Annotated in this window: 14 protein-coding genes; 2 read left to right on the top strand and 12 right to left on the bottom strand. The window is 66.7% G+C overall.

Annotation, left to right across the window (positions count from 1 at the left end):
* Window positions 1-7: 7 nt before the first annotated feature.
* Window positions 8-280: a GlsB/YeaQ/YmgE family stress response membrane protein gene (locus ACLKOY_RS06850; RefSeq protein WP_140036394.1), complete on the top strand. Its 273-nt coding sequence runs from the start codon at window positions 8-10 to the stop codon at window positions 278-280.
* Window positions 281-356: 76 nt separating this feature from the next.
* Here the strand turns inward: ACLKOY_RS06850 and ACLKOY_RS06855 are convergent, their stop codons facing one another.
* The 11 genes from ACLKOY_RS06855 to ACLKOY_RS06905 form a co-directional block, all read right to left on the bottom strand.
* The gene (locus ACLKOY_RS06855) at window positions 357-1,646 is read right to left on the bottom strand and encodes an RNA polymerase sigma factor (RefSeq protein WP_436452978.1); all 1,290 of its coding nucleotides are present in this window, start codon (window positions 1,644-1,646) and stop codon (window positions 357-359) included.
* A 1-nt stretch (window position 1,647) separates the two neighbouring features.
* The gene (locus ACLKOY_RS06860) at window positions 1,648-2,073 is read right to left on the bottom strand and encodes a YciI family protein (RefSeq protein ID WP_436452979.1); all 426 of its coding nucleotides are present in this window, start codon (window positions 2,071-2,073) and stop codon (window positions 1,648-1,650) included.
* Between the two features lie 114 nt (window positions 2,074-2,187).
* A complete protein-coding gene (locus tag ACLKOY_RS06865) occupies window positions 2,188-3,126 on the bottom strand; it encodes an L-lactate dehydrogenase (RefSeq protein WP_436452980.1) in 939 nt (312 codons plus the stop codon).
* A gap of 153 nt (window positions 3,127-3,279) precedes the next feature.
* Window positions 3,280-4,866, bottom strand: a complete 1,587-nt coding sequence (gene guaA / locus ACLKOY_RS06870) for a glutamine-hydrolyzing GMP synthase (protein WP_290159661.1) — start codon at window positions 4,864-4,866, stop codon at window positions 3,280-3,282.
* Window positions 4,863-5,375, bottom strand: a complete 513-nt coding sequence (locus ACLKOY_RS06875; RefSeq protein WP_140036389.1) for a DUF3817 domain-containing protein — start codon at window positions 5,373-5,375, stop codon at window positions 4,863-4,865. Before ACLKOY_RS06875 ends, guaA begins: the two co-directional genes overlap by 4 nt.
* A 39-nt stretch (window positions 5,376-5,414) precedes the next feature.
* Window positions 5,415-6,392 carry a class I mannose-6-phosphate isomerase gene (locus ACLKOY_RS06880; protein ID WP_436452981.1) on the bottom strand — a complete coding sequence of 326 codons (978 nt, stop codon included), beginning with the start codon at window positions 6,390-6,392 and terminating at the stop codon, window positions 5,415-5,417.
* A complete protein-coding gene (locus ACLKOY_RS06885) occupies window positions 6,389-7,585 on the bottom strand; it encodes an ADP-dependent glucokinase/phosphofructokinase (protein WP_436452982.1) in 1,197 nt (398 codons plus the stop codon). The genes ACLKOY_RS06880 and ACLKOY_RS06885 overlap by 4 nt, the downstream gene beginning before the upstream one ends.
* A 29-nt stretch (window positions 7,586-7,614) precedes the next feature.
* Window positions 7,615-8,478 (bottom strand): ketose-bisphosphate aldolase, encoded by an 864-nt coding sequence (locus tag ACLKOY_RS06890; RefSeq protein WP_363571776.1) that lies wholly within the window; start codon window positions 8,476-8,478, stop codon window positions 7,615-7,617.
* A 44-nt stretch (window positions 8,479-8,522) separates the two neighbouring features.
* A complete protein-coding gene (locus tag ACLKOY_RS06895; RefSeq protein WP_140036385.1) occupies window positions 8,523-9,368 on the bottom strand; it encodes a carbohydrate ABC transporter permease in 846 nt (281 codons plus the stop codon).
* Window positions 9,369-9,370: 2 nt separating this feature from the next.
* Window positions 9,371-10,294 carry a carbohydrate ABC transporter permease gene (locus ACLKOY_RS06900; RefSeq protein ID WP_436452983.1) on the bottom strand — a complete coding sequence of 308 codons (924 nt, stop codon included), beginning with the start codon at window positions 10,292-10,294 and terminating at the stop codon, window positions 9,371-9,373.
* A gap of 83 nt (window positions 10,295-10,377) precedes the next feature.
* Window positions 10,378-11,673: an ABC transporter substrate-binding protein gene (locus tag ACLKOY_RS06905; RefSeq protein WP_436452984.1), complete on the bottom strand. Its 1,296-nt coding sequence runs from the start codon at window positions 11,671-11,673 to the stop codon at window positions 10,378-10,380.
* Window positions 11,674-11,922: 249 nt separating this feature from the next.
* Between ACLKOY_RS06905 and ACLKOY_RS06910 the strand changes: the two genes are divergently transcribed.
* Window positions 11,923-12,726 carry a DeoR/GlpR family DNA-binding transcription regulator gene (locus tag ACLKOY_RS06910; RefSeq protein ID WP_363571784.1) on the top strand — a complete coding sequence of 268 codons (804 nt, stop codon included), beginning with the start codon at window positions 11,923-11,925 and terminating at the stop codon, window positions 12,724-12,726.
* 43 nt (window positions 12,727-12,769) lie between these two features.
* Here the strand turns inward: ACLKOY_RS06910 and ACLKOY_RS06915 are convergent, their stop codons facing one another.
* Window positions 12,770-13,039, bottom strand: a complete 270-nt coding sequence (locus tag ACLKOY_RS06915) for an HPr family phosphocarrier protein (protein ID WP_436452985.1) — start codon at window positions 13,037-13,039, stop codon at window positions 12,770-12,772.
* Window positions 13,040-13,061 lie beyond the last annotated feature (22 nt).

Here is a 13,061-nt window from a genome sequence, read left to right on the forward strand (position 1 = left end):
GCTGAACATGAGCTTTCTCGGATTCCTTCTTCTCGGCCTCATCGCCGGAGCAATCGCGAAGCTGATCCTTCCCGGCAAGCAGGGCGGCGGATGGCTCATCACCCTGCTGCTCGGCGTCGTCGGGGCATTCCTCGGCGGATGGCTCGGCAGCCTGATCCTGAACCGTCCTCTCACGGAGTTCTGGGACCTCGGCACCTGGCTCCTCGCCATCGGCGGCTCGATCATCGTGCTGCTGATCTACGGTCTGATCGTCGGTCGCGGCAGCAAGGCCCGCAGCTGACACACCGCAGTACCGGAACCGCCCTCCTCTCCAGCGTCGCTGGCGAAGAGGGCGGTTCTCTGTGTGTGGGCCGTGCTCAGCGCTCGTCGGCCTTGGCCCGCAGCACAGCCCGCTCTCGATCGTTGCCCGCGAGCGACGCCGCCACGGCGAACTCGCTGCGAGCCTCGTCGTCACGCCCGAGCCGCAGCAGCAGCTCCGCTCGCGTCGCGGGAAGAAGGTGGTACCCGGCGAGGGCGCCCGAGGATGCGAGCCGGTCGATGATCTGCAGGGCGGATGCCGGTCCCGTCGCCATCGCGACGGCCGCCGCACGATTGAGCTCGACCACGGGCGACGGCGCGATGCGGCCGAGCGCCTCATAGAGCACGACGATGCGATCCCAGTCGGTCTCGTCGATCGATGCGGCCACCGCATGGCATTCGGCGATGGCGGCCTGCAGACCGTAGGGTCCACGACCTGTGCCGATGGCATCCGCAGCGCCCAAGGCCGCACGCCCGCGAGCGATGCGGCCGCGATCCCAGCGACGACGGTCCTGATCGGCGAGCAGCACGGGGTCGCCGTGCGCATCGACTCGGGCGGGGAACCGTGCGGCGGTCAGCTCCATGAGAGCGATGAGGCTGTGCGCGTCACGCTCGCGCGGCATCAGAGCCGCCAGCACGCGTGCGAGCCGGATCGCTTCGAGACTCAGCTCAGGGCGCATCCAGTCGGGCCCGCTGCTGGCTGCGTGCCCCTCGTTGAAGATCAGATACAGCACGCCCAGGATCGCCCCCAGCCGTGCCGTGTGCTCTTCGCGAGGAGGCATCTCGAAGGGGACGTTCGCCGCGGCGAGGGTCTTCTTGGCCCGCACGATGCGCTGCTGCACGGTCGCCGTCGGCACGAGGAAGGCCCGGGCGATCTCCTCACTCGACAGCCCGCCCACGACGCGCAGAGTCAGCGCCACCTGAGCTTCGCGCGAGAGCACCGGGTGGCACGAGATGAAGATCAGCCGCAACACGTCATCGTCGACAGCATCCGGATCCCAAGGGGGCGCGTCCGCCGCCTCTGCCTGCTCACGCTCGAGGTCGTGGGCGAGCACGGCCATGCGATCGTCCAGCCGTTCACGACGGCGCCAGCCGTCGATCGCCTTGCGCTTCGCCACTGCCGTGAGCCATGCCGCCCCGTTGCGTGGCACGCCGTCGACCGGCCACTGCTGCAGAGCATCCAGCAGCGCCTCCTGCGCGAGGTCCTCGGCGAGGCCGAAGTCACCGACCACGCGCGTGAGCGTCGCGACGATCTTCGCCGACTCGATGCGCCACACGGCGGCGACGGCCCGCCGCGCACCCTCGTCAGGTGCGGAGCGAGCCGCCTCGCGGTGCCGAGAGTCGGTCATCTCACTGCTGGGCGCGCTGCGCCTGCTCCTCGCGCCAGCCGGCTTCCTTCTCGATCCACTCGTTGTCGGCCGGGAAGTCCGACTCGTCGGTCACGCGTCGCACCTCGAGGAACGAACCGGGTCCGAGCGGTGCCCGACTCGCCCACTCCGCCGCCTCTTCACGGCTCGACACCTCGAGGATCCAGAAGCCGTTGCACAGCTCCTTCGTCTCACCGTAGGGGCCGTCGGTGATGAGCGGGGTCTCTGCGCTGAAGTCGACGACGAATCCCTCGGCGGCGTCGCTGAGGCCCTCACCGGCAGCCAGCACGCCGGCCTTGATCATCGACTCGTTGTACTTGCCCATGGCCTCGATGACCTGCTCGAACGGCATCTCCTTGTACGCCTCGACCGCGTCGTCGTTCGAGCGCATGATCAGCATGTACTTCATGGTGTTCTCCTTGGTGGTGGGGCCGCCTGTCGACCCTCTCATTGAAGACGTCGAACGCGGATGCCTCAGATCGACATCCATGCCGAAAAAAGTTCTGAGTCTGTCTCGAGGCGATCAGCCGAGTTGCTCGATCGCCACGCGGATCGCATCGGCCGAGGCCTGCAGAAGGGCTTCCTCGTGGTCGCTCATCGGCGTCTCGGCCAGCGGAACGGCGCCGGCCGCACCCACGACCGACGGCACCGAGAGTGCCACGCCGTGGATGCCGTACTCCCCGTCGAGCACCGTCGCGACCGGGAGCACGGCGCGTTCATCGCGCAGCACGGCCTCGGCGATGCGGGCACAGCTGACGCCGATCGCGAGGTTCGTCGCCCCCTTGCCGCGGATGACGGCATAGGCGGCGTCGCGCACCTCGATCGCGATGCGGTCGAGCTCCTCGGTGGTGAACGGCTCGTCGGCGGGCCAGTCGAGGATCGGCACCGACCCGATGGTCGCGTTCGACCAGAGCGGGAACTCGGTGTCGCCGTGCTCGCCCACGATGTCGGCGTGCACGCTCGCCGTGCTCACGTTCGCGCGATGCGCGAGACGCCAGCGCAGACGTGAAGTGTCGAGCACTGTGCCCGACCCGAACACCCGATGCGGCGGAAGCCCCGAGACGCGCTGCGCGACGACGGTCATCACATCGGCGGGGTTCGTGACGATGATGAACACCGCGTCCGGAGCGCGCTCGACGAGCCGCGGCATCAGCGTCTCGAGCAGCCGCGCGTTGATGCCCGAGAGCTCCATGCGGGTCTGCCCCGGCTGCTGCTTCGCCCCCGCTGTCACCACGATCACGTCGCTGCCCTCGACGACGGCGAGATCGGAGCCTCCGCTCACCGCCGCCGACGTGAACTGCGTGCCGTGCGCGAGGTCGAGCACCTCGGCATCCACCTTGTCGGTCGCGATGTCGTAGAGCGCGACCTCGGCAGCACTCCCCCGGATCAGCGCGGCATAGGCCACGCTCACCCCCACGCTGCCCGCACCGATAACCGTGATCTTCGTCCGCGCCTTGGTCATACGCTCATCCTGCCCGAAATACCGCGAACGGGCACGGACCGTGATGGTCCGTGCCCGTTCAGCTCATCTGCGCGGGAGCTCCTGCGTCACTCCCACTCGCCCGCTGGCGCGGTCGAGTGCCACGCAGTGCCTACGCGAGTGGGAGCTCCTGCGTCACTCCCACTCGATGGTTCCCGGCGGCTTCGACGTCACGTCGAGCACGACGCGGTTGACGTCGCGGACGCCGTTCGTGATGCGGTTCGAGATCTTCGACAGCACGTCGTAGGGAAGACGCGTCCAGTCGGCGGTCATGGCGTCTTCGCTCGACACCGGACGCAGCACGATCGGGTGCCCGTAGGTGCGGCCGTCGCCCTGCACGCCCACCGAGCGCACATCGGCGAGCAGCACGACGGGGCACTGCCAGATGTCCTGGTCGAGGCCCGCCTTGGTGAGCTCCTCGCGCGCGATCGCATCGGCCTCGCGCAGGATCTCGAGGCGATCCTGCGTGACCTCGCCGATGATGCGGATGCCGAGGCCGGGTCCGGGGAACGGCTGGCGTCCGACGATCGCCTCGGGGATGCCGAGCTCGCGTCCGATCGCGCGGACCTCGTCCTTGAACAGGGCGCGCAGCGGCTCGATGAGCTCGAAGTCGAGGTCATCGGGGAGCCCGCCGACGTTGTGGTGCGACTTGATGTTGGCCGTGCCTGCGCCGCCACCGGACTCGACGACGTCGGGATAGAGCGTGCCCTGCACGAGGAACTTGACCGGGGCGCCGCCCGAGGCCTTCGCCTCAGCCACGAGGTCGAGCTGCACCTTCTCGAAGGCGCGGATGAACTCGCGACCGATGATCTTGCGCTTCTCTTCGGGGTCGGTGACGCCCGCGAGGTGACCGAGGAAGACGTCTGCCGCGTCGACCGTGATCAGACGGACTCCGGTGGACTCGACGTAGTCCTTCTCGACCTGCTCGCGCTCGCCCTTGCGGAGGAGGCCGTGGTCGACGAACACCGCGGTGAGCTGGTCGCCGATCGCCTTGTGCACGAGAGCGGTCGAGACGGCCGAGTCGACGCCGCCCGAGAGCGCCGAGATGACGCGCGCGTCACCCACCTGCTCGCGGATGCGCTCGACCTGCTCGGCGATCACGTTGTCGCTGTTCCAGTCGGAGGCGAGTCCGGCGCCCTTGTGCAGGAAGTTCTCGATCACGCGCTGGCCGTGGTCGGAGTGCTTCACCTCGGGGTGCCACTGCACACCGTAGAAGCCGCGCTCCTCGTTCGCGAACGCCGCGACTTTGGTGGCGTCCGTCGTGGCGAGCACATCGAAGCCCTCCGGCGCCTTGGCGACCTGGTCTCCGTGGCTCATCCAGACGTTCTGCTCGGCGGGCTGGCCGGCGAGCAGCGTGCCGCCGTCACCCGAGATGACGGCATCCGTTGCGCCGTACTCGCGCAGGCCGGTGTTCGCGACCTCGCCACCCAGGGTCTGCGCCATGTACTGGAAGCCGTAGCAGATGCCGAGCGTGGGCACGCCGAGATCGAAGACGGCGGGGTCGAGGCGGGGAGCACCCTCCTCGTAGACCGACGACGGACCACCCGAGAGGATGATCGCGACAGGGTTCTTCTCGGCGATCTCGGCGGCCGTGGCGGTGTGCGGCACGATCTCGCTGTAGACACCGGCCTCACGCACTCGACGGGCGATCAGCTGAGCGTACTGCGCGCCGAAATCGACGACGAGTGCGGGGCGCTGCTGGGTCTCGGACTGCTCGGTCAACGGGCACCTTCCGTAACGGGGGTGGAGGCCTCAGCGGCCTCACGGGTGGCGAGGTAGGTCTTGACTTCACGGGCGACGATGGCCTCCATGAAGAAGGACAGCAGCGGGATGACACCGCCGAGCGCGAGCAGGATGAAACGCGGGAACGGCCAGCGCATCAGGCTCCACATGCGGAAGCACGCGAACAGGTACACGACGTAGAACCAGCCGTGGGCGACGAGGATGAACAGCGATACGTTGAATCCGTCGCCGAGAGAGGTCATCTCGCAGGAGTTCGTCCAGGGTGCGAAGAGCGACCACCACTGGCAGTCCGCCCCGGCAAGGACGCCGGCGAACCACACGGGCCCACCCGACCCGCCGACGAACAGTTCGAGATGGATCGGCGTGTACTTCAGCACCATCTCGGTGACCAGCAGGAGCAGCATGACTCCGGTGATGATCGACGCGATCTGGTAGAACTTCAGCGCACCACGGATCGCCGGAAAGCTGGCGACTTTCGGTTCGGGCATGGCTCCAGTCTAGCCGGGGAAATCCGCGCCGATTCCGGCTCAGGGAGCGGGCGGGCGCGCCACGAGCAGCTCGCCCGCGCCGGTCGCATCGAGTGCACCGGCCGCGTCCGGCACGAGCAGCGCTGAGCCGGCAGGGAGTCGCCGTCCATCGATCGTGACCTCCCCCCGGCTCACGATCACGATCGCGAAACCGCGTCCGATCACCGCCGAGCCGTCGACGGGGATCCGCTCGAGGCGGAAATACTCATCGGCGGCGGCGGGAAACGCAGGTCCGGAAACCGGCGCCCTGCTCACGAGCATCGCGAGCTCGTCGCGTGATCGCGCCGACCTGTTCACGGCGGCGAGCGCCAGTGCGAAGCCGAGGCCGAGGTGCCCGACAGCCGCGCCGTCGATCGCGAAGTCTCCCCATTCGAGCAGGATCGACAGATCCTCCGGCTGCTGCAGCTCGAGCAGCAGCACACCTGCTCCGATCGCATGCAGCTCACCCGGCGGCACCCAGACCACGTCACCCGCGACGACCTCGACCTCGTGCAGCAGCCCGAGCAGCGTGGTCGCATCCTGTCGATCGACGAGGACGGCGAGATCAGCCGCCTCGACGTCCTGGCGCAGGCCGACGTGCACCGTCCCACCTTGCAGGATGTACCAGGCCTCGGCCTTCCCATGTGCGCGACCGAGATGCGTCGCCGCGAAGTCGTCATGTGGGTGCGCATGCACGGGCAGCCGCTGTCCGGCATCCAGCAGCTTCACCAGCAGCCGGGTGTCGGCACCCCACCGCGCGACGTGGTCGTCACCCAGCCAGGCGACCGGATTCTGCTCGACCGCCTCACGCAGCACGCGCCCGTCCGGGAGCGTGGTGAGACCGAGTTCGGGCTCACCGCGGACGGTGGTCGTCGAGCCGATCCAGTCCTCGGGCTCTCGAGGCGCGTCACCGTCTTCTCCTCGGAAGGCGCTGATGCGCGCGCCGCCACGGTAGAAGCGCTCGGCCGGCCTGTTCGACGGCAGCAGGATGGGGTTCATGCGTGCTCCTTCGATCGCACGGCTCCCGCGAGGAAACCGCCCACGAACGTGTCTCCGAGACCGACAGTGGTGGGCGATGCGACATCGAGCGAGAACGCCGCGACGCCCACGGCATCCCGCAGAGCGGCCTCGACTGCGGCGACCAGGGCCTCTCCTCCCCCGTGACGGGGCATCGCAGCCGTGTCATCGACGTCGTCAGCCCGCAGTGCGTCGCCGACGCGGTAGCGGGTGGCGGCGACCCGCACGGCGCTGTCGAGCGCGGCACGGTGTCGAACGGCATCCGGCCCTGTCGCGATCGCCCAGTAGCGGGTGTGCACGACCAGCGCCCGCGCCGGGATGATCATGTGCGCCTCGCGGAGGGCGCGGATGACGTCAGCCGGGTCGAGAAGGTTCACCGATCGCCCCAGATACTCCTGCAGCTCGTCCTCGTTCATGCCGTAGACGTCGATCTGCGGCAGCAGTCGCGCACGCACCGTCTCGGCGAAGTCGCGGGTGTAGAACCCCGCGTCCTCGTAGTAGACGAGGGAGTCGTGCGCAAGACTCTGCATCGCCCGCTGCACCTCGGCCAGTCGGAGTTCGAGCAGGTCGTGATCCTGCATGGTGTTGAATCCGGAGACCAGGAAGACTCCTGCGTCGGTGAGCGCGGATGCGAGGTCGCCGGAGAGCAGCATCCGCCTGTTCGGCGGATCGTTGGCGAAGATCAGTCGGTTGGGGGCGGGCGAGAGCACATCGCCGTCCGTCAGCCGCACGTGCGCACCGACCGGGTACTGCACGATGAGGTGCGGATCGAGGGTGTCCTCGGTCGCCGACGAGATGTACGCGATCGACTCCGGCAGCAGCCGGCGCACGTTGTCGTCGATGCTCACGAGGTGCTGGACGCTCGGGATGCCGAGTGCGTCGAGCACGAGGCCTGCCCGCACACCGGTGCCCCCGAGCGTGATCGAGTACGCGAAGTGCGACACGAAGTCCTCGATCACCTGGGACGAGGCGACGAACCTCTCTGCACCGGTTCCCGAGGCGACGAACGCCAGCACTGCCACCAGCAGAGAGCGTTCGTCGGTGATCGGCGCCGTGGTGGTCAGTTCGTGCCGCCGCACACCGTGTGCGTGCGCCAGCCTGTCGAACACCGACGAATCCCACGTGAGCTCATAGTCGACGGTGCCGCCGAGTCCGAGTACGAGCGTTCTGTCCACGTCGCCGATCATCCTTCCGAGGTCGAGGTTCAGTACAGCGAGGCCTTGCCGTCCGCACCGAACAGGTCGATCTTCTCAGCAGCCGTGGCCTTCATGGCCTCGAGTGCCATCGGCTGGATCGCGTTCGGCTCGCGCAGACGCTGATCGGTGCCGAGGATCTCGCGCATGCGGTTGTGGTACGAGACCTTGATGTCGCTCGAGATGTTGATCTTGTTGACGCCCAGCTCGACCGCGCGGCGGAGCTCGGCGTCCGGGTTCGAGGAACCGCCGTGCAGCACCAGGGGGATGCCGATCGCCGCCTTGATCTCTTCGAGCAGATCGTGGCGCAGCTCGGGGTTCTTGTCGCTCGGGTACAGACCGTGCGAGGTGCCGATCGCGATGGCGAGGCTGTCGACCCCGGTCTCCTCGACGAAGCGCACAGCGTCGACCGGGTTCGTGTAGATGATCTCGGCCGCGCCCGACTCGCCGTAGCTGTCGTTCGCACCGATGGTGCCGAGCTCGCCCTCGACCTGGATGCCCACGGCGTGCGCGGCGTCGACGACCTTGCGGGTCAGCGCGACGTTCTCGTCGAACGGGAGCAACGAGGCGTCGATCATGACCGAGGTGAAGCCGGCCTTGATCGCGGTGATGATCTGCTCGTAGCTGCCGCCGTGGTCCCAGTGGATCGCGACGGGCACGCTCGAGCGGTGCGCACGGGAGTGCATCGCCGCGATCAGATCGGTCGTGATGTGAGACACCTCATCGGGGTGGATGGCGATGATGACCGGGGCGGCCTTCTCCTCGCTGATGTCCATGACGCCGTTGAACATCGCCCAGTCGCTGATGTTGAACGCCGGGATGGCGAAGTTGTTCTCGTTGGCGACATCGAGGATGGATTTGCCGGTGTAGAGCACGTGTTTCTCCTGTTTCGTGGTGGTGGTGAATCCGTCGGACGACGTCAGCTCTTCACGGACCCCGCCGTGAGACCGCTGATGAAGTACCGCTGGAAGATGAGGAAGAGGATGAGCACGGGGATCGACCCGAGCACGCTCATCGCCATGATCTGGTTCCACTCGTATGAGTGCTGGCCCATGAGCAGCTGGATGCCGATGGGCACGGTGCGCATGTCGATGGTGCGCGTCAGCGTGAGGGCGAACAGATACTCGTTCCACGCGATCATGAACGTGTAGATGCCGACCGAGACGATGCCGGGCACCGAGATCGGCACCAGGATGCGCCAGAGGGCGGTCATCGACCCGGCGCCGTCGACGCGGACGGCTTCGTCGAGCTCCTTCGGCAGGGTGTTGAAGTAGCCGGTCATCATGATGATCGCGTAGGGAAGCGTGAACACCATGTAGGTGAGGATCAGCCCGAGGTACGAGTTGTACAGGCCGAGCGCCACCATGAGTCCGAAGTACGGGATCAGGAGCGTGATGGGCGGAACAGCCTGCACACTGACGATCACGACGTTCAGGATGCGCTTGCCGCGGAACTCGAACCGGCTGAACGCGTAGGCCGCCTGGATCGCCACCATCAGGGTGAGGATCGTGACCGACCCGGCCACGATGTAGCTGTTCAGGAAGAACCTCATGGTCTCGGGGTTCGTGAAGATCGCGATGTAGGCGTCGAACGAGAACGTGTCGGTGATCAGCCGCGGAGGCAGCTCGAAGATCTGGGTGTTCGACTTGAACGAGCTCGACAGCATCCACAGCACGGGGCCGGCGGCGAAGACCGCGCCGATGAGGAGACCGATGGTCAGGCCGGTCTTCGCGACACGGCGCTGGTTGACTGCGGTGAGAGCCATGATCAGTCCCTCGCTTTCTGGTGACGGACGTAGAACACGGCGAGCACCATCGACATCAGCAGGACCAGCACGGCGGAGGTCGCCGCGAGCGAGAAGTCGTACTTGGCGAAGGCGAGCTTGTAGGTGAAGGTGCTGAGCACCTCCGTGACATCGATCGGTCCGCCACCCGTGGTCATCCAGATGAGGGCGAACTGCTGCGAGGTCCAGATCAGGTCGAGCAGCACCAGGCTGATGATGATGGGGCGCAGCTGCGGGATGGTCACGTTCCAGAACCGCTGCACACTGCTCGCGCCGTCGACGGTCGCTGCCTCGTGCAGTTCGGCGGGGACCCCCTGGAGACCTGCGAGCAGGCTCACCATGAAGAACGGGTAGCCGGCCCAGATGTTGATGAAGATGATGGTGCCCAGCGCGAGCTGCGGAGAGGCGAGCCACTCGATGTCGGTGTTGAGCAGGAAGTTCACGACGCCGTTGGGAGCGAGGAGCATGCGCCACAGCACCGCGATCACCGCGACCGTGAAGAGCCACGGCAGCACGTAGAGAGCCCGGAAGAGGGAGCGCGAGAACCGACCGAGAAGCGGGCTGTTGAGCATCATCGCGAACGCGAGACCGAGCACGAGGTGTGCGGCGACGCTCACCACCGTGAAGAGGATGGTGTTGCCCGTCGCCTTCCAGAAGCCGGGATCCGAGAGGATCTCGACGTAGTTCCGGATTCCGACGAACTCGGGCGACTTGTTCAGGATCACGTTGTCCTGGAACGAGTAGCCGATCACCATCACGATCGGGATGATCATCAGCACGAACAGCAGGATGATCGTCGGCGAGAGGAATCCGTACGACTCCGTGGTCTTGCGCAGCTGTCGGCGTCGCCGCGACAGCGCGACCCCTGTGACGATCACCTCGGTGTCGTCGGACATCTTCAGGCTCATGAGAACCGGTGCTCCTTGGTTGGTCGGGTGCCGCACCGCACTCGTCGCGATGCGGCACCCCGTTCAGGTGGGGAGGCGGAGGATCAGAACTCGCCGACCCACTCCTCCTGTGCCTTCTGGAGCGCGTCGTCGATCGACTGCTGCCCGTCGAAGGCCGACTGCAGCTGCTCGCCGAGCTGACGCATCAGCTCTTCGGCGACCGGGAGCCCGGTGAACTCGTTGGCGGGGTAACCGGCCTGGTAGATCTCGAACGCCTGCGCGAACAGCTCGTCGTCTTCCACGAATCCGGGAACCGACGTCGAGTTGCCGGGGAAGGCGTTGGCCATCGTCGAGAGCTCGGAGTTGGTCTGCTCGCTCATGAGGAACTCGACCAGCTTGAACGCCGCCTCCTTGTGCTCCGAGTTCTCGGCCACGCCGATTCCCCAGGATGCGTAAGGGATGCCCCGTTCGCCGTCGTAGCCGTCTTCAGCCGGCAGCGCCGAGATCGAGAACTGCAGGTCGGGGTTCGTCTCGCGGATCAGGTTGATGTGCGCCAGCGAGTCGATCATCATGCCGACCCGACCGTTGGTGAACTCCTCGACCTTGTCCTGCTCCTTCATCGTGAAGGAACCCGAGGCGATCGAGCCGTCGTCCCACATACCGCCGATGAAATCGACCACCGAGGTCACGTCGTCGTTCGTCAGATCGGGCTGGCCGTCCTTCAGCATCGAGCCGCCAGAGGCCCAGACCCACGACATGACGTCGTTCTGCACGCCGTTGGGAGCCTCGAGCGAGAGCGGGAGGACCCAGCCCGAGACATCGCCGCCGAGCGCCGAGACCTTCGAGGCTGCATCCGCGAACTCCGTGCGGGTGGTGGGCGGGGCGGTGACGCCCGCCTCTGCCAGCAGGCTGTCGTTCGTGAACATCGGGTAGACGAAGTTCACGACCGGGATCATGTAGGTGCTGCCATCGACCTGGATCTGGCTGGCCAGCTCGCTGTCGTCGTAGTCGTATTCCTCCATCAGAGCGGTCAGGTCGGAGATGACGCCCTGCGAGGCGAAGTCGTTCACCCATGCGCCGTCGAGACCGACGACGTCGGGCATGGTGCCGGATGCTGCTCCGGCGAAGAGCTGCTCCTTGGTCGATGCGTATGGTCCGCTCACGAGCTCGACCGTGATGCCCGGGTTCGCCTCTTCGAACTCGTCGATGAGCGCCCGGAACTCGCCGTCGGGGAGTTCGGGCTCCCACCACTGCGCGAATTCGATCGTGACGTCTCCGCCATCCCCGCCGTCGGTTCCGCTGTCGCCTGCCGCGCACCCAGCCACGGCCAGGACTGTCACGGCTGCTGTCGCGGCGCCGGCGAGCTTGAGAATGCGTCGCCCTCGTCCCACTGTGTTCATCACTTCTCCTCTTCGAGATCGTGCCGCACACGCGCTTCGATGCTTGTTCATGCGGTTTTGAGCAATGTTATGCCGTCATTTGCGAGAACGTCAAGCACTTCTTTGCGCTATTCGATGGATGTACTCACAGATACATCCCCACATCGCCACCACGGCGGGCACTGCAGTCCAGATCTGCACCGCATCCGATCTGCAGTTTTCTGCTGAACTCTGCCGACTTTCTCGCTCTTATGTGCTAGAGATGTGTGCATGGAAGCAACCGCACCGTCGCCCAAGCGCCGCCTCCCGGCGGGCCGGAAGGCGGATCTCGCCTCGTACGTCGAGCAGGTGGGAGAAGTGACCGTCGGCGGCCTCGCCGAGCACTTCCACGTCTCGATCGACACGATCCGTCGCGATCTCGATCAGCTCGACCGGGAAGGCGTTGTGATCCGCACCCATGGAGGAGCCGTCAGTGCGGAGGGGCAGCTCAAGGACCGAGCGCTCGACGTCCGCCTGCGGATGCAGACCGAGGAGAAGGAGACGATCGCTCGCCTCGCCGCGGGGCTCATCGATGACGGAGCGGTCGTGATGCTCAACGCCGGAACGACCACCCTGGCCCTTGCGCGGGCCCTTCGCAATCACCGCGACCTCACGATCGCCACGAACAACCTGCGGATCCCCGCCGAGATCTCCCCCTCGGCCTTCCGCGACCTCTACGTGTTCGGTGGCGCCGTGCGGGCGATCACCCAGGCCACCACCGGACCCGTGACGTTCATGATGACCCCGGGCGGACCGGAGGTCGACATCCGCTGCGATCTGGCGCTGATCGCCGTGGGCGCCATCGACGAGGCCGGCTTCTCGACGTCGAACATGGGCGACGCGAACATGATGGCCGAGATGATCCAGCGCGCCGACCGCACCGCCATCCTGGCCGACTCGTCGAAGTTCGGCAGACGGCTGTTCGCCCAGGTCACGACCCTCGATCGGGCCGACTACCTGGTCACGGACGCCTCCCCCGCGCCCGACTTCGCCGCAGCGCTCGCCCAGGCCGAGGTCGAGATCGTCAGTCCCTGACCCCGTGAGGTCAGGGACTGACGGCCCGAGACGAAATGCGACCTCAGACGGCGTCGAGATCCGTCTCGAGCAACGCTGCCAGCTCGTCGAGGGCTTGCTCCGCCCCCTCAGCATCGGAGCGCAGAGTGACGGTCGTCCCCTTCGATGCCCCGAGCCCCATGAGAGCGAGGATGCTGCCGGCGTTGAGCTCGGCACCACCGCCCGCCGAGATCGTCACGGGTATGCCCTTCTCCTGCACGGCCGCCACGAACAGCTTGGCCGGACGAGCGTGCAGGCCGGAGCCGCTCGCGATGATCGCCTGTCGTTCTGTCATTTCCGTCTCTCCTTCTTTGTCG

It is taken from the genome of Microbacterium sp. K2 (genome assembly GCF_051365005.1).
GTDB lineage: Bacteria > Actinomycetota > Actinomycetes > Actinomycetales > Microbacteriaceae > Microbacterium > Microbacterium foliorum_B.